This window comes from Chloroherpetonaceae bacterium, assembly GCA_033763895.1.
In the GTDB taxonomy this organism is placed as follows: domain Bacteria; phylum Bacteroidota; class Chlorobiia; order Chlorobiales; family Thermochlorobacteraceae; genus JANRJQ01.
Genome location: JANRJQ010000007.1, coordinates 127,793 through 147,040 on the forward strand (window position 1 = coordinate 127,793; position 19,248 = coordinate 147,040).

General features: G+C 40.7%; 15 protein-coding genes. 9 read left to right on the plus strand and 6 right to left on the minus strand.

The features are described from left to right. Positions 1-18: 18 nt before the first annotated feature. The gene (locus SFU91_05615; GenBank protein ID MDX2128496.1) at positions 19-702 is read right to left on the minus strand and encodes a lipoate--protein ligase family protein; all 684 of its coding nucleotides are present in this window, start codon (positions 700-702) and stop codon (positions 19-21) included. A 246-nt stretch (positions 703-948) separates the two neighbouring features. Here SFU91_05615 and SFU91_05620 point away from each other — a divergent pair, with 246 nt between their 5' ends. The 3 genes from SFU91_05620 to SFU91_05630 all read left to right on the plus strand — a co-directional run bounded on the left by SFU91_05620 (position 949) and on the right by SFU91_05630 (position 3,901). Next, the gene (locus SFU91_05620; GenBank protein ID MDX2128497.1) at positions 949-1,674 is read left to right on the plus strand and encodes a 2Fe-2S iron-sulfur cluster-binding protein; all 726 of its coding nucleotides are present in this window, start codon (positions 949-951) and stop codon (positions 1,672-1,674) included. Between the two features lie 107 nt (positions 1,675-1,781). Further along, positions 1,782-2,510: a succinate dehydrogenase iron-sulfur subunit gene (locus tag SFU91_05625; GenBank protein MDX2128498.1), complete on the plus strand. Its 729-nt coding sequence runs from the start codon at positions 1,782-1,784 to the stop codon at positions 2,508-2,510. A gap of 161 nt (positions 2,511-2,671) precedes the next feature. Beyond that, positions 2,672-3,901, plus strand: coding sequence for an alanine dehydrogenase (locus SFU91_05630; GenBank protein MDX2128499.1), 1,230 nt, complete (start codon positions 2,672-2,674; stop codon positions 3,899-3,901). A 24-nt stretch (positions 3,902-3,925) separates the two neighbouring features. Here SFU91_05630 and SFU91_05635 read toward each other — a convergent pair whose 3' ends face one another. Genes SFU91_05635 through SFU91_05650 form a run of 4 tightly spaced genes read right to left on the minus strand, consistent with a single transcriptional unit; the run spans position 3,926 to position 11,630 of the window. Beyond that, complete coding sequence (locus SFU91_05635; protein ID MDX2128500.1) at positions 3,926-4,702, minus strand: LytTR family DNA-binding domain-containing protein; 777 nt, start codon at positions 4,700-4,702, stop codon at positions 3,926-3,928. Further along, positions 4,699-5,877 (minus strand): histidine kinase, encoded by a 1,179-nt coding sequence (locus tag SFU91_05640; GenBank protein MDX2128501.1) that lies wholly within the window; start codon positions 5,875-5,877, stop codon positions 4,699-4,701. The genes SFU91_05635 and SFU91_05640 overlap by 4 nt, the downstream gene beginning before the upstream one ends. Then, positions 5,867-10,534, minus strand: a complete 4,668-nt coding sequence (locus SFU91_05645; protein MDX2128502.1) for an efflux RND transporter permease subunit — start codon at positions 10,532-10,534, stop codon at positions 5,867-5,869. Before SFU91_05645 ends, SFU91_05640 begins: the two co-directional genes overlap by 11 nt. 7 nt (positions 10,535-10,541) lie before the next feature. Further along, positions 10,542-11,630 (minus strand): efflux RND transporter periplasmic adaptor subunit, encoded by a 1,089-nt coding sequence (locus tag SFU91_05650; protein MDX2128503.1) that lies wholly within the window; start codon positions 11,628-11,630, stop codon positions 10,542-10,544. Positions 11,631-11,759: 129 nt separating this feature from the next. On the opposite strand from SFU91_05650, the gene SFU91_05655 reads away from it, so the two are divergent. The 6 genes from SFU91_05655 to SFU91_05680 all read left to right on the plus strand — a co-directional run bounded on the left by SFU91_05655 (position 11,760) and on the right by SFU91_05680 (position 18,099). Continuing rightward, the gene (locus SFU91_05655; GenBank protein ID MDX2128504.1) at positions 11,760-11,987 is read left to right on the plus strand and encodes a hypothetical protein; all 228 of its coding nucleotides are present in this window, start codon (positions 11,760-11,762) and stop codon (positions 11,985-11,987) included. 87 nt (positions 11,988-12,074) lie between these two features. Further along, positions 12,075-12,839, plus strand: coding sequence for an ATP-binding cassette domain-containing protein (locus SFU91_05660; protein MDX2128505.1), 765 nt, complete (start codon positions 12,075-12,077; stop codon positions 12,837-12,839). A 142-nt stretch (positions 12,840-12,981) separates the two neighbouring features. Continuing rightward, the gene (locus SFU91_05665) at positions 12,982-14,427 is read left to right on the plus strand and encodes a cobaltochelatase subunit CobN (protein ID MDX2128506.1); all 1,446 of its coding nucleotides are present in this window, start codon (positions 12,982-12,984) and stop codon (positions 14,425-14,427) included. Between the two features lie 136 nt (positions 14,428-14,563). Then, the gene (locus tag SFU91_05670) at positions 14,564-15,055 is read left to right on the plus strand and encodes a YdeI/OmpD-associated family protein (GenBank protein ID MDX2128507.1); all 492 of its coding nucleotides are present in this window, start codon (positions 14,564-14,566) and stop codon (positions 15,053-15,055) included. A 117-nt stretch (positions 15,056-15,172) separates the two neighbouring features. Continuing rightward, positions 15,173-16,897, plus strand: a complete 1,725-nt coding sequence (locus tag SFU91_05675) for a hypothetical protein (protein ID MDX2128508.1) — start codon at positions 15,173-15,175, stop codon at positions 16,895-16,897. Positions 16,898-16,914: 17 nt separating this feature from the next. Further along, the gene (locus tag SFU91_05680; protein MDX2128509.1) at positions 16,915-18,099 is read left to right on the plus strand and encodes a hypothetical protein; all 1,185 of its coding nucleotides are present in this window, start codon (positions 16,915-16,917) and stop codon (positions 18,097-18,099) included. On the opposite strand, the gene hisC is transcribed toward SFU91_05680, so the two are convergent. Further along, complete coding sequence (gene hisC / locus SFU91_05685; protein ID MDX2128510.1) at positions 18,096-19,241, minus strand: histidinol-phosphate transaminase; 1,146 nt, start codon at positions 19,239-19,241, stop codon at positions 18,096-18,098. The two genes, SFU91_05680 and hisC, sit on opposite strands and share 4 nt — an antisense overlap. Between the last annotated feature and the right edge of the window lie 7 nt (positions 19,242-19,248).

A 19,248-nucleotide genomic window follows, 5' to 3' on the forward strand; every position in this document is an offset into this window, starting at 1 on the left:
TTCAATTTTCTTATCACTTTAGCCATAAGCCTTTTTAAATGAATTTTCGATGGCCAAAGAAAGCTTTGCTGTAGAGATTGACGGGATTGGTAATTCAGAGAGTGAAATCGTTTTCATTCTCAAATCGTCTTTGATTTTGGTCTTTAGGCTGTCGCTTGCAAGAAGGTACTCGGCCAAGTCTTGATGCTTTTGAGAAAGTAAGATTGACCCGTGTTGAAGCAATACTTCTCCTTCATTGAATTGGTATCGCCTTTGTGCCGAGCCGACCAACTTTCTTCCGTTGATTTCCAATTCATATCGAGCGGAAGCGCTGAAGCACGCCGCGGATTCAATTTTTGAAAATGTTTCCGAAAAGTTCGGCTCAGTTTTTTGAAAGTCAGTTTGAATGCCTAAAGCAGAAAAAGCCTCAGCAAGCGTGAGATGAATTTTTTTATAATGTGTCGAATTGCTTTCAGAGGCTCGCTCGATGAACGCATAGGTTAATTCATCGGCATGAAAGACCGCCCGCCCACCGGTTGGCCTTTTAATAAACCCAATCCCATCCCTTTTGATCTTTTCCAAATCAAACAGAGATTCAGTTTGGTGAAAGCCAATTGAGATGCAAAAAGGATTCCATTGATAAAGCCTTAGTATTGCTAGGTTTTCGCCGAATTGTTTTTCAAGTTCAAAAATTTGGGAGACAAGGCGAAAATCTTCCGCCATATTTACTTCTCCTGAAGCGGAATTGAGACCTAAAGATATAACCAAGGTTAAGGCGCTTTGTTTTTAATTCGTCTAAAACAACTTGTAGTTAAACAAAATTAATACGGTAATGTTTTGCAAGCCTTAACTTTTTTTATACCTTTCGGGACTATTCTTGTAGTAGTGAAGTTTGCAGTATCCGTAGTAACCGGCAAAAAACGAAACCCGCTTTAACGGGGCATTAACATTTATAACGGAGAGAAAAAAATGGCAACTATTGATTTTAACGGAAATGCCCGCGAGGCATTTGTTGAAGAAAGTGTTTTAGGGGCTGCTCGCCGCCACAAAGAGCACATTGGCTATTTCTGTGGAGGCCACGGACTTTGCCAAACCTGCGAAGTCGTTGTAAGCGAAGGTAAAGACAATCTTTCACCAATGACTGAAGTAGAGAAAGCTTGGCTATCACAAGAAAAGCAAACAAACGGACATCGTTTGGGTTGCCAATCACACGTTGCTAAAGAAGGCACTGTAAAGCTTCAAACACGCACTGAAATGATGCGTTGGTATTTTAACCGTGCGTTTGTGGAGCAACCAAAGGAAGCCTCCAAGCATCCTCAAGGTTATGTAGGTGAGTTTTTGGAATACTTTGGTAAAGAAACTGTGATGCATGTTACGGCGGTTCCTTTCGTCGCAGCGAATGCAGGTCAGCGATTAATCAAGGGTGAATTCACAACCAACACACTTACCGATGCATTGAATGCTTGGAGCGAACGCGCACCTGAGGTTGGAGATTTTGTAACAAAATCAGCCAATGGTATGGGTGATTTTCTTGGTAAAAATGGCGGTGAGCTTGCAAAATCGATTACACCGATGGTTGATTCCCTTTTTACATCGGGAAAGTCGCTTGTCGATTCAGTCTTTAAATCTGGAGCGAGCGCAACAGTGACCAAAGAAGGTGAAAAACCGATTCCCGTTCAAATTAAAAAGGTTTGATCTTAAAAAAATATTGATTTGAAAGCGGCTTAGGAACGAAGCCGCTTTTTTTATTCTTTAATTCTTTGCATCTTATATGATTCGAATAACCTATCTGTAGTTTTAGTATGTCCGCAGTAACTGATACAACGCTCCGCACACTTGAAGTCACCATCAAACGCTTCAATCCAGAAAAAGATAAAGTGCCTCATTTTGAGGTTTACACGGTTCAAGCATATCCGACGGAACGTGTATTGGATGTCCTCAATAAAGTGAAATGGGATCAAGATGGCACTTTAACCTATCGTAAATCTTGTGCCCACGGGGTTTGTGGTAGTGACGCAATGATGATAAATGGTGAAAATAAATTGGCTTGCGTTACTCTTGTAAAGGATATCAAAGGAAATAAAATTAAAGTTGAGCCGCTTCCGGGAGCTCCGGTAATCAAAGATCTGGTCATTGATATGAATGGTTTTTGGCGAAGATATGAATCGGTAATGCCATATCTTGTCAATAACGACCCTGCGCCTGAAATTGAACGCTATCAAAGTGCAGAAGATCAAGAGATTATTGAAGAATCTACGAAGTGCATTCTTTGCGGTGCTTGCTCCTACTCGTGCCCATCAACTTGGAGCGACGAAGAGTATCTAGGCCCAGCAGCAATGCTTAAAGCTTACCGTTTTATTTTCGACACTCGCGATCAAGCCGGTGACGATCGAATAAAGATCATTGATAACAACAAAGGATTATGGAAATGCTACACCATCTTCAACTGTGTGCAAGCCTGTCCAAAAGAAATTGATATCACCAAGCACCTTTCTGCATTAAAACGAAAGGCTGTTAGTGAACGGGTGTAAATTGAATTTTGGCTATTTGATAAAAACCGTGGAATTCCACGGTTTTTATTTTTCTAGCACAACTTTTTGAAATCGTTTTCTTCTTTTCACACTTAAGAATTACAAGGTGAGTCCCAAAAAACTTTTTTACATTTGATCAATCATTAACAAAGAATTTAGAAATGGCAAAGAGCTATACAAGTGACTTCGGTTATATGGATTTTGATGTAGGCATGCAAACACTTGAACGAATGGTTGCCCGTTCGGAAAAAAAGATGCACGTCAATTTGGGTATTCCGAAGGAGATGGCTCTTGATGAAAAGCGCGTTGCCATTGCACCCAGCGGCGTTCGGGTGATTATAGAGAACGGACACACGGTAATGATTGAGCGAAATGCCGGAGAGCATTGCAATTTCACGAATGAAGAGTACTCTGAAGCCGGTGCTGAAATTATTGATTCTGTTGAAGAGCTTTACAAGAAATCGAATTTGATCGTCAAGGTTGCACCGCCTTTACCGGCGGAGTATGATTTGTTACAGCGCGATCAGGTGCTTGTTTCAGCGTTGCACTTGGGAAGTGTGCGAACAGCTTATATTGAATCGCTTTTAAGCCGTGGAGTGACGGCCTTGGGTTATGAATTCATCGAAACCCGCGATGGCGAGCTGCCGATTGTTCGTTCAATGAGCGAAATCGCCGGAGCCTTGGCAATTCAAACTGCCGCGAAATATTTGGAAACAACGAGTGGCGGCAGAGGAATTCTTTTGGGCGGATGCGCGGGTGTGCCACCTGCAACCGTTGTTATTTTAGGAGCAGGAACTGTTTCTCATTATTCCGCTCAAGCGGCGCTTGGCTTAGGCGCCTATGTGATTGTGATTGATAAAGAATTAAATCGCTTGCGCCGCTTTGAGACGATATTTAACCGCAGAATTACCACTGCAATTGCCAATGACCATTACATAGCACGAGCGGCGAAAATTGCGGATGTCATGATTGGGGCTATGAACCCTCGCGGAAAGGTCATGAAACCAATCGTCTCGGAAGATATGGTGATGAATATGCAGAAAGGTGCGGTTATTGTAGATGTTTCAATCGATCAAGGCGGCTGTTTCGAAACCAGTCAAAGGACTTCGCATAGTGAACCGATTTTTGTCAAATATGGCGTTACCCATTATTGCGTTCCCAATATGCCCTCGGGTGTTGCGAGAACAGCGTCGTATGCGCTAACAAATGCCTTACTTCCTTTTGTGCTTAAATTTGGAGAATATGCAAGCATTTCGGATGCGCTTTGGAAAAGCACAAGTCTTCGCAATGGGGCTTATACCTACAAAGGATACATTACAAAAAAAGTTTTAGCCGATCTTTCGGGGCTAACTTTTCGGGAAATACAAATGCTTCTTGCGACCAATATTTAATTGGCTTCTGCGTTTCAAAACGAATCATCGTCCAAGCCACTCTTTAAAGGGAGTGGCTTTTTCTTTGCTGACAATTACTTCATCATCAATTCTCGGTGAGAGGGTTACTTTTAACTTCCCTCCAAAAGAAGCTTCAATGGCTTCAATCGAAGAAGCCGAACCAATTACCCAACGATTTAAGCGAAAAAAATTGTTGGGATTGAGTTGGGTTTCGATTTCTTCAAGGGTTTCTGGAATGATAAATTTTCTACCTTCATTTGAAACAAGGGTTGTGATTTTCGATGTTGAGTAGAAATAATTTATCGATTGAACCGGAATTGAAATCATCTGCCCTCGAGATTCTACTAAGAATCGGGTTCGATACTGAACTTTGGAAGTTGCTTCTTTAATTAGATTTTCTAATTGACTTAGCCTTTTTTCAATTGCACGTTCAGGTTCATTCTCCCTTCGAAGCCGAAGCAATTTTTCAATGGCTTTTTGAAGATCCTGAAAGTCAAATGGCTTAAGAAGATAATCGATACTATTGACCTTAAAGGCTTGAAGGGCATATTCGTCGTAGGCAGTCGTAAAGATAATTGGGCACTCAATCGACACTTGGTTAAATATTTCAAACGAAATGCCATCGGCAAGGTGAATATCAAAAAAAGCCAAATCAGGCATTTGATGATTCGAAAACCATTTTACTGCTCCTGAGACGGTATCAATGACAGAGAGTATCTGATAAGAAGCGTTCATATCTTTCAGCATAATCTCTAATCTTTTTGCTGCAAATGGCTCGTCTTCTAAAATTAAAATATTCATTCTTCTGCTATAGGTTCAACAGTTTGAGGTAATTCATCGTGAGTTAAAAGTGGAAGCAACACCGTAAATTGTTCATTATCTTTTGAGACTCTGATTCCCTTCTTCGATTGGCCTTTTTGGGACAAGAGTTCATATCGTTCTTCAATACTTTTCAACCCTATTCCCACATGATTTTCATCAATTTTGCCATTAATTGGTTTAATCTGACTTAAGCTTTTTAACTGTAATGTATTGGAAATAATCGCTACGCTCGGTGTGGCGGAGATGAAAATGGTCAATGGCTTTTCAATTGAAACAATATTATGCTTAACCGCATTTTCAATGAGTAATTGAAGACTCATGACCGGAAGAAATTTGTTAAGACTTTGCTCATCAATATCCCAAATTGTTTTGAGATTCGTTCCAAAACGGGTTTCCAATAAATACAAATAGCTTTTTGCGAAAGCCAGCTCCTCTTCATAAGTCACCAACGACTTATGATGGCTTTGTAAAACATACCTATACACTTTTGCCATTTGAGAGACGAATTCAGTTGCCTTGGAAGGGTTTTCTTCAATCAGAGATGAAAGCACATTCAATGTATTAAATAGGAAATGGGGATCGATCTGATTTTTGATTGCTCGTAGTTCAGAAGCCAGTAACGAGCGTTTCATTTTTTCTGATTCTAATACCGTATATCGCCATCGATTAAAAAAAACCAGTCCTGTATAAGAGCCGGTAAGGGCTATCGTAGCGAGCACAGAGAAAGCCAACATGAATAGCATATAAGCAGGAGAAATCCACTCGTTACAAACGATGAGGTAGTAAAATCCATTGACCAAAATTCCAATTGCAATGCTAAGCCCTGAATGCGCTGTCAACTGAACTAAAATTCGGGTTAATGGCCTTTCTTCCCAGCTAAAAAATCGATGCAGAAAATCCGAAAGGAGCAGGTAGGTTTCAGAAAGTAAAATAACCTGAAGGACTGTTGGAATTAAGTCGTAAGTGTAGGCCCAAGCGCCATACTCGATGTAATATCGACTAATACCCGGATTATCATGAAACCGTGCGACGTATTCCGGATCAACAAAGTAATTCGGAATCGACAGGGCGACAGCAATAACAGGCAATCCAACCAACCGAAACCAAAGCGTAAACCCATCCACTGGATTCTTGCCGACGCTGTTAGTGCTCATCGTTTATTTCTTCAAAGTTAAATCCTAAAGCTTTTTCTAATTCGATTGAAGCTAAAATAAAATCAACCAAAGATGCAAGGTAGCGCGAAGACGATTCTTTGAGTGAAAATTCGGCATCGGTAACATCAAGTTGTTTCGCCAATCCTTTTGAATATCTGCTTTTCACCAATTGAAAATTTCTTTCAGCCAATACTTTTGTTGAAGCAATTGAGGAAACCCTGCTTTCGGCTTCTCGCCTTGCTAAGACGGCATTTTCAACTTGAACATGAATTTCCTTTTCAATCTGCCGCAATTCTTCCTCCTTTGTTTTTCGATCAATCTCTGCTGCCTCAATTTGGCCGCCAAGCGAATTCGCAGTAAAAATGGGAAGTGAGAATTGGAGACCCACAAATGAATTCACCGGTGCATCACTTCCTTGAATTGGAAGACCAGAAAAACGATTTGACTGTGCTTGTATCTGTACTGCACCAATGAGTGAGAGCTTTGGCATTAATGCCCCGATTTCTCGATCCACTGTCGCTTCGGCAACTTCTTTCTGAATTGCAATAGACTTTTTATCACTCCTTTGATTGAGAGCTTGAAGAATCAAGGTATCAAGGGTTTGCAAAGATGGTTGAAATTTATTTCGTTGCATTTCATATAGTATTTCTAATGAATCTTCAATCTTCAATTGAACTGAACCGGGAAGGTTTAGTAGCAATTTCAGATAAGAATGCAACCGAATTTCTTGATGTGCAATTCGCTCTGACTCAGGCCGAAGCGATTGAATGGAGACATAAGATCGTAAGGTATCCGTTTCAGAAATAAGACCCGCATTATAAAGCCTTTGATTTTCTCGATGAATATCTTCTGCTCTTTGAATTGACGATTCAATGAGACGCTTTTCAGAATGGAGAAACAAAATAGAGACATAAGTTTTTCTTGCTTCCGTAACCACAGCAATTTCTTGCCCTTCTCGCTCCGTTTTTGCCAACGATTCGAGGAGTGAAGAAGCTTTAATCCCAATCCAAGTTTCATAATTCAATAAGGGTAACTCAAGCGACATATTTCCCACATACGAATTCGGCAAGCTTGCTTCGATGGGCGAAACACCACCAATTGGCCCAAATTCTCCCGTTGTGGGATTGATTCCCAAATTGGGTAAAAAGAAAACTTGAGGACGAATATTATAAGTATAGTTTAAGGATGCGTTTAGCGATGGCAGTGCGTTACCAATGGCTGTTCTTACTTGCGCCTTTGTTTTTAGTTCTTGCAAACGCGCCATTTTAATCGCAACATTTTCTTTGCGTGCTAAAGATTTAACCGTTTCAAAATTCAAGGGTTTACTTACGAATTCTTGTGCTTGTAACTCTTTAATTGACATCGTTAAGGCTGTCAGGATGAACATCAAGACCACTGATTTCATGATTTGATTTGAGGCATTATTTCGATGAGAGAGATGTTTTTCATTCATAATTTCATTTGAATTTGAAAATTGAATTTCATTCTTTGATAACTCTTCTTGATTGACTGCTTTGGTAAATTCAGGATCAATCGGATTCATTTCAATGAACTTTAATACTCCTGATTTTGATATCCACGACTTAAGCTTTGCGACAAGATTTTCAATGTCGATGAAGATTGTTGGCACAAGAAGCAGGGTTAGAAACATCGAACTCGAAAGCCCGCCGATAAGTGCCCAACCCAAGCCATTTTTCCACTCTGAGCCACCCCCAGAAGAAAGAGCAACCGGTAACATTCCAATAACCATCGCAACGGTGGTCATCAAGATTGGTCTTAATCGGGTTTCGCCGGCTTCTAAAAGTGAATCGTATAACGTCATTCCACCTTTACGATTTTGAATGGTCCGATCGACAAGCAAAATGGCATTTTTTCCGACGAGACCCGTGAGCATAATTAAGCCAAGAATTGAAAAAATGTCGAGTACGCTGCCAGTAACTGCCAAGGCAATCAAAGCACCAGTGATTGCCACCGGAATTGAAAAAAGCACAATCAAAGGATAAATGAATGAGTCGTAAAGGGCAACCATCACCAAATAAATAAAGAGAATCGCTGCAAGAAATGCCAAACCGAGTTTGCCGAATGAATCGCCTTGCATTTCAAGATCCCCTTCCAAGCTGATTCGAGTTCCTTGTGTTAGAGGTATGTTTCTTAAGGCATTATTGAAATCCTCTCCGATTTCTCCGGTAGAGCGGCCAAATGGTTTTGCGAAAATGGTGATACTTGGCATTCGATTTTTTCTTTCGAGCTTTGATGGCGAATCAATTGTGCGAATTGAAGCCACGCTGAGAATCGGAACTTTAACCCCACTTTGATTTTGAATAACGAGCGAAGAAAGGAAATCCGTTGATTTTTTTTCTTCATCACGATAACTAATTCGAATCGGCATTTCGGTTTCATTCAAGGTGAATTTGGATTCCTCATCCCCGGCAAATGCGACTCTCAATGCGTAAGACACCTCAGCCAATGAGAGTCCGTTTTCCGTGAGTTTTTCATCGTCTATTCGAAACTCAATTTCAGACTTGCTTCCTGCAAATGAAAGGCGGACATCGCTAATTCCTGAAATAGATTGAAGCGACCCTGCCACAAGAGACACTGATTTCAGAAGTGAATCTCTCGATGCGTTACTTAGATTGATCATTATCGGGTAACCATCTCCTGTCCCAAATAGACCGATCGGTGAAATTCTCGCCTTAACGCCCGGGTAATTGGTAATCATTGTTTTTAGTGCTTCGGATACTTGGTCTGAATTCCTTTTTCTCTCCCCTTTTGGGACAAGTTGAACGAACATTTCAATAACATTTGAAGCGGATTCTCCCAGAAATGCTTCGTTCGAAGAACCCACTGTCGAGAAAATTTTCTTTACCTCAGGGAATTCTTTGAGCTTTTGTTCAATTGATTTTGCGAAGTCATTTGTCTCTTCGAGCTTGGTACCAACCGGCAATTCCATTACAACCGAAAGCTCTCCGCGGTCCATCGGTGTTACAAATTCTCCTCCTATAAACCCAAGCGGAATAAGAGAGATTGCAAAAACAAGTGAGGCTACACTTCCAACGAGAATTGTTTTACGATGAGAGAGCGCCCATTTCAACACCGATAGATAGATTTTAGAAAGGGACTCAATCATTTTCTCAAAACGAATGATGATTCTTCCAAATACTGAAGATGAATTGAGGTGTGTCAGTTTACTAAATCGACTGGCCAACATTGGAGTAAGCGTAAAGCAAACAAACAAACTCATCAAAGTTGAAAACACCACCACAAGTGCAAACTCTCGAATGATGTTCCCGGCAATTCCCGGCACAAAAGAAAGCGGAAGGAATACCACGACATCGACCAGTGTGATTGAAATTGCAGAAAAACCAATTTCGTTTCTGCCTTCAAGCGCTGCACGAAAGGGTGTCTTTTCCATTTCAAGATGACGGAAAATATTTTCCAATACCACGATGGAATCGTCAACCAAAATGCCTATGACCAATGACATCGCGAGGAGGGTCATCAGGTTTAACGAAAACCCAAAGAGAGACATAAAAATAAATGTTGAAATCAATGAGGCCGGAATCGAAATCATCACGATTACGGCGCTTCTGAGGCTATGCAAAAAAAGAAGCATAACCGCAGCAACAAGGATTATGGCAACCAAGAGATCATGTGTCACGGCATCAGCAGCGGCAAGTGTAAATTCTGATCCATCGGAGGCAATATCAAATTGCAATTCTTCTGCCGAATACGTATCGCGAAGCTTTTTAATCTCTTCTCGAACGAGCCGAGAGATTTCAACGGAATTTGCACCGCTCTGCTTTTGAATTAAGAGGGCAATCGACTCGTTGCTATTTAATCGGCTAAAGGTTTCTTGATCTTTTAAACCTAATGTCACTTCTGCGACATCCGAAATTTTAACCTTTGAACCGTTAGGAAGATTAACAATTGTTTTATTCTTGATTTCATCGAGAGATAAAAACTTTCCGTTTACTCTTAAAGAAATCTCTTGATCTTTGGCTTTTACTTTTCCTGCCGGCAGATTATAATTTGTTTGAGATATTGCTTCTGAAATGCTCAACGCGGTCAATCCAAAATCTTCCAGCTTTTTAGCATCTAGCTTCACTTGAACTTCCCTTTCACTCCCGCCAACCAAAGTTACATTTCCAACTCCTTCTAATTGTGAAAGTGCCGGCCGAATTCGTTCTTTCAGCAACTTATAAAATTCACTCATCGGTAAATTACTTGTAGCGCTAAGCCGCATCACAGGTAAATCGGAAAGTGAAAACTTAGAAAGCGTTGGTGTCTTCGCTTTTTCCGGTAAGGTGCTTAAAATTTCATTTACTTTTCTTTGCGCTGCGGCAAGAGCTAAGTCTTCATTGACGGTCAATTCAAACTCTACATAAGTCACTGAGTAACCTTCGGCTGAGGTTGAGGTGATTCTTTTCACTCGATCGAGTGTTGATAGCGCATCTTCAATTTTTTTAGTCACCGAAGATTCAACATCGCTTGGAGAGGCACCCGGATAAACTGTTGTTACCGTAACAGAGGGCGTATCAATCTTTGGGAGCAATTCATACTTCATTAATGAGTATGAAAAAAGCCCAATTGAACCTAATAGAATGAAGACAACGATGATTAGGCTTGGTCTTCGAATCGATAATTCTGTAATTGTCATTGCAAGTTTAGTTTTGATAAATTTTCAAAGTAATCTGTGAAAGGTCTCTCCCTGTCAGGCGCTCTTTTTCAATAAGATTTTGTCCTTTAACGACCACTTGTTCATTTTCATTTAAACCGTTATGAATAATGACATCTGTCTCACGGGTTTCACTGATTTCTACCATTGTTTTCACCGTCTTACCGTTTTGATAGAGATAAACGAAATTTGCTTCTCCTTCTTTGAGAACTGCAATTCGGGGAATGGTGAGCGCCTCATTTTGAATTGAAGGCATTGTGATGGTCGCAGAGACACCGGCCAACAAGTGAATGGATTGAGTGTTTTGAAGAACGATTTCGACCGGAAATTTTCGGCTGTTATCAGCAAGGACTCCAATCTGTTTGACCACACCTTTGAAGGTTTCATTTTTGTTATTAATCTTAACTTGAACCGCTAACCCTTTGTGAATATTCTCAATGTCGGATTCATGCACATAGACAATGAGTTTGAGTTCGCTCAGGTCAGAAATTTTATAGACCGGCGTACCGATTTGGAGGTTCATGCCTAATTCGACCGATTTTTCAACCACATATCCTGTAAATGGGCTCGTGAGTCTTGTATTTTCAAACTGCTTTCGGAGTTCTTTGAATTCGCTTTCCCTTAAAGAGAGCTCGAGTTCGGCGTTTTCGAGATCGGTTTCTGAAACATTATTCTCTCTCTTCAGATCTTGCAAACGCGTCACATCTTTCTTTGCTTTCAGTAGCCTTGCTTCGGCTGCATTTAGTTGTGCCTCTTGAACTTCGCTTTCAAGTTTGACAAGCACTTGACCTTTAGCAACTTTATCGCCCAATGAAACCGCAGCAAAAAGCACTTTTCCGGAGCCTTCACTAATCAGAGTGACATTACGCTTTGGTTCAAGAACTGAGCGAAAGAGAAGTTTCTTTTGTACCGAGCGCTTCTTCGCTTCCGCAATTTCTACCGGAATTATTGAAGAAGTGTTTTCTTGAAATTGGTTTTCTTTTTGAGCTTCACCGGGGTTTATAAATCCATTGATGAAAAAGAGCCCAATAAATATGACTGCGATCATTAGGGCAATTGAGACTATTTTACGCTTCATTGATGTTTCAAATTGGTTATTATAAAATCGCTTAAAATTACGCGACTTTCTTTTTGGAGGTTTTCCGAAACTGCCCGAAACGGCGAAATTCCTCCCTGAAACGGAAATGTTTTAATCTGAATTGTAGAAATGAGGAAACCGGAAGAAGGAAAAAACAATCCTATTGCTTCAAATTTGGTTATTAAGTTGCAAAATGAAGCTGCTCAAGTTGGATTTGAGGCAAGTATTGTAGGCAATTTGGTTTACATTGCTTCTGAGTTTCAATACTTTAGATTTGAAAACCTAAACGAAGCGAAAGAATTTTTACGTGAAAAAAGAAATGAGAAACTTGCACGGCTGTACTTGAATGTGAAATAGATTAACAGAAACGCGATAAGAATTAATCACTTCTTTTCTTGAAATCTTGTATCTTTTCACCCTCACATTAGTCAGATAAATTTATTCATGATTACCTTAGAAAATTTTTCAAAATCTTTTGGAAGAGGCACCGCAAATGAGGTGCAAGCACTCAGCGAAGTAAATCTTACAATTGGCAGTGGCGAATTCGTTACGGTCATTGGTGCCAATGGCAGTGGAAAATCCACTCTCTTAAATGCAATTGCCGGAAGCTTTTTTGGAGATACCGGATCGATTCTCATCGATAATAACGATGTAACTCGCCAACCCAATTTTAAGCGAGCAAAATATATTGGACGTGTATTTCAAAACCCTTACAGCGGTACAGCCCCAAGCATGACCATCGCTGAAAACTTGCAATTGGCGGCACTTCGCGATAAACCCAAAACGCTTCGTTTTGGACTATCTTCTAAACAAAAAGCCTACCTCAAAGAAAGAGTCGCTGAACTCGAAATGGGATTAGAAGACCGATTGGATACACCGATAGGACTACTCTCCGGTGGACAGCGTCAGGCTTTAACCCTTTTGATGGCAACACTGAATGAACCCAGCATTCTTTTGCTTGACGAACACACCGCCGCACTTGACCCAAAGTCAACCGCGCAAATTCTTTATATCACTAACCTTGTGATTAAAAAGTACAAACTGACAACCCTCATGATTACTCACTCAATGGAGCAAGCGGCGACACTCGGAAACCGCATCATTATTATGAGTTTCGGTAAAATCGCTTTTGATATACCCTCTGAAGATAAACGCGATATCACAGAAAAAGATCTTTTAGGAAAACTGGCATCGCTTATTTTCACTTAAGAATTTCACCGAGGCTTATCCGAATTTTTTTGAATCTCATAACTCGATTTTCTCGAACCCCCGCTTCAACATTCATTTCCCCTTTTAACTTCAATCGTTCTTGATTACATTTGATCAGCTAAAACCATAAAATGAACGAACGATGAAGAGTAACCACATCAATCGAAATCTTGATTCCCACAATCATTTACCTGAAGACCTGCAATCATTTTTGAAGAATCTTTCTCCCGAAGATGAAGCAAAACTTCTTAAAATTGTTAATGCAGGTAAAGACCTTCTTGGCAAATTGCAAACCAACGAAAATGAAATTCACTCGCTTCTAAATGCTCTCGAAGGTGGATATACACTACCACAATTCGGCGGCGATGTTATTCGAGATGGTTCTGCTGTATTGCCAACCGGTCGCAATATTCATGCAATGGATCCTTGGCGAATTCCATCTGATCTTGCAATGAAACGCGGCGCTCACATCGCTGAAAAATTAATTGAAGCCCACCAAGAAGAAAATGGGATTTATCCAGAAACAATCGCACAAGTGCTATGGGGAATGGATACCATTAAAACAAAAGGCGAGCCCGTGGCCATCATTCTTGGTCTCTTTGGTGCTGAACCGATCAAGGATGGACAGGGAAAAATTTCTTCGTATGGTCTTATCCCGATTGAAAAATTGGGGCGTCCTAGAATTGATGTGCTCATGACAGCATCCGGCATATTTCGCGATACTTTTGGGATGCAAATGGATTTTCTTGACCGATTGGTACAACTTGCCGCTTCTGCAGATGAACCTCACGAGATGAATTTTATTCGGAAACATGTCGATGAAATTATGGCGGAAAAAAGAATCACTTTTGAACAAGCCACCGCTCGAATCTTCACGCAGCGCGAAGGCGACTACGGCACCTATGTCGATGATCAAATCGAATCGTCATCGTGGCAAGAAGAAAATGAACTCGGCGATATGTTCATCAAGCGGAATTCCTATTCATACGGAGGCAAGCGAAGCGGAACAGAAAACACTTTGGTTTTGGAATTGATGATGAAAAAAGTAGATCGAATTTCTCAAGAAATCGATTCAGTTGAATATGGGCTAACCGATCATCAACATTACTTTGCACAATCCGGCGCGATGAGCCAAGCCGTTGAAAAACGCAGCGGAAAAAAAGTGTCCGTCAGCTATATCGAATCCTACACTTCCGAAACAAACATTCAGAATCTTGATTCAATGATTCGTATGGAAGCACGCACCAAAATTTTGAATCCGAAATGGTATGATACAATGCTCAAAAACGGGCGAAGCGGTGCCGCAGAAATCTCCTCTCGCTTCACTTATCTCTTGGGCTGGTCTGCCACAACCAAGTCTGTTGACAAATGGGTATTTGATGAATCAGCCAAAACATTTCTTTTTGATGAGGAAATGCGAAATAAACTGGAAAAACTCAACCCGGAAGCATTAAAAAATATGACCGGCAGAATGCTCGAAGCCGCCGGCCGTGGCCTATGGAACGCTTCGGAGGATGATTTAGAGAAGCTCCGCGAACTGTATGCTGATTTGGAAGATAAACTTGAAGGAATAAAAGTGACCTCCTGATTATCACTTTCTTATTAATTACTTGATAATCCACGCTATCGGCTTAACCCCCTTTCTCCTTTTCTCCATTCCACTTTGTTTCAATTTGATAACTTTGTAATCATTCTAGTCACTTATTTATTTCATCGCATTTAAAATGAACTTTCTTGCATCGTTGGAATCGGTTCTTAATCAACTTCCCAAAGAGAAAGGCGGTTACTACTTTTTTTCTATCGAAAGTGAAATTGTTAGCCGATTCCCCAATGGAAAAGAAACCCGGCTTTGCGTTTCGTTCAATAATCGACTTCGGCTCTACTGTGGCTTAAACCACTTAGGGGACGGGAATTATTACATCATTTTTGCGACACGCTATGTGAAATCATTGAAGTTGAAGATCGGTGATCCGGTTCATCTTGAAATCAGAGAAGATTCAAGCCCGCTTGGCGTTGAAATTCCACCTCTCATTGAAGTTTTTCTTAAATCTGATCGAAAAGCTTCGAAGAATTTTGATTCACTTACCGATGGCAAGAAACGAAGCTTGATTCACGGAGTCAATAAGCTCAAGTCTCCAGAAAAAATGTTAGAGAAATTTCAAAAGTTGCTTGCAATTGCAATTACACCAAAAAACGGAAGGAAGGGCGCGTTATAGCACCATTCTTTTAATTTTTATTTGTTTGTACCAAACCAGTTACTCACGAACACCCGAAAGGTGTTAAATTTCTTTCTATTAAATCAAAACTTGTTGTTTCACTCTCCTTTACTTGACATGTATAGCTACTGCTTCAATTTTGTGACCGTAAGAGCAATCATCATCACCTCTTTTTTTCTCTTTACCGCAGAAAATTTACTTGGGCAAGCCGATATGGTTCCCTTTTTCAATCTGAATAGTGCAGTGAGTGTATATGACTTTCTGAAGACAATGCGAGTGAAGAAAATTATTGCTCAATACAATGACGATAATATCAACCTATCTCGTGGTGAGCTTTCAAAATTACTTGATGAAATTGAATCTAAACGCGACTTGCTTTCTTCCACCGAAAAGATTTTGCTTGAGCGCTATAAACTCACCTACCGTGAGGAATTGATTGAGGATAAAGAACTAAGTACTGTATTGATTGATGGTGCCGAAAACTTCGGCTACCGTTTGGGCGATATGTTTTTTTCAGACAAAGAAAAGTTCTTCTATTTCCGTCGCCTTTCAGACAAAAGCACTCTCTTTATCGATATGATGGGTAATGGGACAAACCCTTATCAATTCAGCCCGAATTCGGGGCGAACCTCTATGATTTGGGATGGGGGCTTTCGAGCGAGAGGAACGCTTAAAGGAAACTTAGGATATGCCCTTGCATTTTATAAAGGTTTTTTAAGAGGCGATCGGGAACTTATGTTGCTTGCTCGCCCAATCTTAAAAGCAAATTTCAAGTTTGTTGAGAATATTGATGCTTTTGCAAGTTATGACTTCACCGAGGGCTACATCCGTTACGAAACCGATCCAGAAGAAGATTTTCATCTTTCTGTTCAATTCGGGCGCGAAGATATTCGCTATGGGTTAGGCTACGGAAGCAGGCTCGTTTGGTCAGGAGAATCCCCGGCTCCGGATATGCTCAAGTTTAATTTATCCTATGGTGCCCTTCACTACTCTCAAGTTCATTTGTCTGTTCCGGGGGATTTTTCTTTTAACAGACTTGATAATTTTACCAAGTATTTTGCAATTCACCGCGTTAAGCTCGCATTTACGGAACTCTTTGATATTGGTATCGGCGATATTGTGGTTTACTCCGATCGTGGAATCGACTTTGCATATCTCAACCCATTTCTATTTTATAAATTTGCTGAGCAATCGCTTCAAGACCGTGACAATGGCTTGATGTTCTTTGATATCCAAACCCACTTTTTCAAAAACCTTGAGTTTCAAGCCACCTTCTTAATGGATGAAACACCCGACTTCGGTAACATCAATCGCTTTTCCAATAAATGGGCTTACCAAATTGGCGCTTTTCTTTACGAACCCTTTGGTCTTGAAAATTTTTCCGCTGTCTTCGAATACACTTACATTCGCCCTTATGTTTATACTCATTGGAATCCCAAAAATGTTTACTCTTCTTGGGGCATCGGTTCAGGCCATCGGCTTCAACCTAATTCTGATGAACTCTATGCACGCTTGAATTACAATCTTAGCGATCGTATCCGTTTTCAATTTGAAGCGGCAAGAAGTCGTCACGGCCGAAATCGATTGGCACCCGATGGCAGCATTCTCGAAAATGTTGGCGGTGACATTCGTGTCCCATATCGCCCCGTTGATCCTGAAAATGCACCCTTTCTTGCGGGCGTGCTTCATCGTGGGGTTTTATTGGGTGGAGAAATTACTTTTGAGCCTTGGAAAAACTACTTGCTCAATTTTCGATATCAATTTCGGAGCGATCGAAATACAGAAACAAATGCTCTTGAAGAATCCAGTATCTTTGTTTTTCGCTTTGGGTTTGAATACTAAGTTTATCGCCAATCTCAATGATTTCAAAAATTGAACTGCTCAAAACCCTTGTAGAAACTGAAACCTATATTCGCTTCGAGAAGTATCGTGGGTACGACCCTTATGATGGCTTAATGTCTCCACTATTCACGCTGCCGATTCTCAATTCAAATAAAATTCTCAGATGGGGGTTTCAGCAGGTTTTTCGGCGTCTCCCTATTAATCTTCGCCCGCTACTTGGTATCAGAAAAGGATACAATCCTGTGACTTTAGCACTTTCACTCTATGCTTATAGTAACCTTGCAAAAGCGATACCCGAGCGTTATAGTAATTTCAAAAAGGAATCGCTATTTCTTATCTCGGAGTTAAAAAAATTTGACTCAAGAAATTATCACCCGAATAAGTACAGCGGTGCTGCGTGGGGTTATGATTTCGATTGGGAGGCTCAATACGCACGAATTCCTCGTTTTACACCCACTGTTGTTGCAACAGGATTTGTAACCAATGCTCTCTTTACAGCCTTTCAAGAGTTTAAGTTTGAAGAAGCTTTTGACCTATGTCTTTCAGCAACAAACTTTGTCCGTAAAGATTTAAACCGCACTTTTTTGCCCGATCGCTCAAAAGAATTTTGCTGGTCTTACTCTCCCTACGATAAGCAAGCCGTATTGAACGCCACAATGAAAGGGGCACGGCTTTTATCTCAAGTGTATTCGGTTAGCGGGGATAAGGAACTGATTGAAGAAGCACGACATACAGTGGGTTATGTAATGGCGGCGCAGCATCAATCCGGTGCTTGGTCTTATTCGAAAGGTGATACTCGTGTTTGGTCTGATAATTTTCATACCGGTTATGTACTCGATTGCCTCGATGATTACCGTTCGTATTCAGGCGATCAAAGCATTTCACACGCTTTTCATAAAGGTCTTGAATATTATGTAACGCATTTTTTTGATTCAGATGGGGCACCGAAATATTATGACGCCAACCGTTTCCCGATTGATGCCACATCGGCCGCACAGTCGCTTTTCACGCTTGTCAGATTTGGATATAAAAAAACTGCTTTAGGGGTTATGGATTATATGAAAAGAACGATGTATTCGAAAAAGGGGTACTTTTATTATCAGGAAAAGAAATGGTACAAGAATCGTATTCCTTACATGCGATGGTCAACCGCGTGGATGTTTGCAGCAATGAGCTATCTTTACAGGCACATCGGCGATTAAGGCTTGGAAAAAATTTGCTTAAGTGCCTCAATACATTTTCGATTTTGATGCATCATTCCGATTGAAATCCTCAAACAATGCGGTAATCCAAAAGCCTTTAAAGGCCGAGAGATGATTCCTCTTTTCAAAAGTTCTTCCGATACATCATTCACTTTTGACTCACTTTTCAAATCAATCATTACAAAATTGGCATGCGACGGCACCCAAGCAAGACCTAATTCCTCAAAAGCAAAAGTAAACTCATGATACCCTTGGCGGTTGTTAGCAATTGTTTTGGCTAAAAACGCTTCATCATCCAACGCTGCCAAAGCGCCAACTTGGGCAAGCATGTTGGGCTCGAACGGGAGTTTTACTTTTAATAGGTTATTGATGAATTTCTCATGAGCAAAGCCATACCCCACACGAAGCCCGGCGAGCCCGAATCCTTTCGAAAAAGTTCTCAAAGTGATGACATTATCATAACGATACGACATCGAATCGGGGTAATCCAAACTTTCCGCCGCAAATTCAAAATACGCTTCATCTAAAATGATGATAACCCGCTCCGGAACTCGTTGCATAAAGCGGTCAAATTCATCTTTCGTAAAAATACTTCCTGTTGGGTTATTGGGGTTGCAGAGATACACCACTTTCGTTCGCTCGTTAATCGCTTCTCCAATGGCGTCAAGATTAAATCGGTAGTTTTCCTTCATTGGGATATACTGCACTTTCAAACCGCTTGAATCTGCAAGTACTTTGAAGCCAATGAAAGTATTTTGAGAAGTGATGAGTTCATCGGTATCGCAAATGAAGGTGCGCAAAATATCTGCCATAATGCCTTCTGAACCCGCACCAACAATCACATTTTCGATTTTAAGCTTAAACATTTCCGCCAGCTTTCCGCGAAGCTTTAATGCAAGTGGATCGGGATAATAATTGACACCGCTTGCTGCGGCAACAACTGCTTCAATTGCTTTGGGTGATGCACCAAGAAGGTTTTCATTCGAAGCAAGTTTATGAACTTCTTTTAACCCATACAGGGATTGAATTTCTTCAATGCTTCTACCTGCTTTATATGGCTGAAGGGTTTCAATGTGATTTGGAACTAATTTTGAAACTTGTGGCTCTGCCATTGGAACCAAGATTTCTTCTTCGTTTGACATTGATTTT

What these genes read in the sequence shown, in the direction of transcription:
- SFU91_05645 (MDX2128502.1), bottom strand. Translation starts at nt 10,534, where the DNA reads ATGACAATTACAGAATTATCGATTCGAAGACCAAGCCTAATCATCGTT.
- SFU91_05630 (MDX2128499.1), top strand. Translation starts at nt 2,672, where the DNA reads ATGGCAAAGAGCTATACAAGTGACTTCGGTTATATGGATTTTGATGTA.
- SFU91_05670 (MDX2128507.1), top strand. Translation starts at nt 14,564, where the DNA reads ATGAACTTTCTTGCATCGTTGGAATCGGTTCTTAATCAACTTCCCAAA.
- SFU91_05620 (MDX2128497.1), top strand. Translation starts at nt 949, where the DNA reads ATGGCAACTATTGATTTTAACGGAAATGCCCGCGAGGCATTTGTTGAA.
- SFU91_05650 (MDX2128503.1), bottom strand. Translation starts at nt 11,630, where the DNA reads ATGAAGCGTAAAATAGTCTCAATTGCCCTAATGATCGCAGTCATATTT.
- SFU91_05675 (MDX2128508.1), top strand. Translation starts at nt 15,173, where the DNA reads ATGTATAGCTACTGCTTCAATTTTGTGACCGTAAGAGCAATCATCATC.
- SFU91_05655 (MDX2128504.1), top strand. Translation starts at nt 11,760, where the DNA reads ATGAGGAAACCGGAAGAAGGAAAAAACAATCCTATTGCTTCAAATTTG.
- SFU91_05615 (MDX2128496.1), bottom strand. Translation starts at nt 702, where the DNA reads ATGGCGGAAGATTTTCGCCTTGTCTCCCAAATTTTTGAACTTGAAAAA.
- SFU91_05680 (MDX2128509.1), top strand. Translation starts at nt 16,915, where the DNA reads ATGATTTCAAAAATTGAACTGCTCAAAACCCTTGTAGAAACTGAAACC.
- SFU91_05625 (MDX2128498.1), top strand. Translation starts at nt 1,782, where the DNA reads ATGTCCGCAGTAACTGATACAACGCTCCGCACACTTGAAGTCACCATC.
- SFU91_05640 (MDX2128501.1), bottom strand. Translation starts at nt 5,877, where the DNA reads ATGAGCACTAACAGCGTCGGCAAGAATCCAGTGGATGGGTTTACGCTT.
- SFU91_05665 (MDX2128506.1), top strand. Translation starts at nt 12,982, where the DNA reads ATGAAGAGTAACCACATCAATCGAAATCTTGATTCCCACAATCATTTA.
- SFU91_05635 (MDX2128500.1), bottom strand. Translation starts at nt 4,702, where the DNA reads ATGAATATTTTAATTTTAGAAGACGAGCCATTTGCAGCAAAAAGATTA.
- hisC (MDX2128510.1), bottom strand. Translation starts at nt 19,241, where the DNA reads ATGTCAAACGAAGAAGAAATCTTGGTTCCAATGGCAGAGCCACAAGTT.
- SFU91_05660 (MDX2128505.1), top strand. Translation starts at nt 12,075, where the DNA reads ATGATTACCTTAGAAAATTTTTCAAAATCTTTTGGAAGAGGCACCGCA.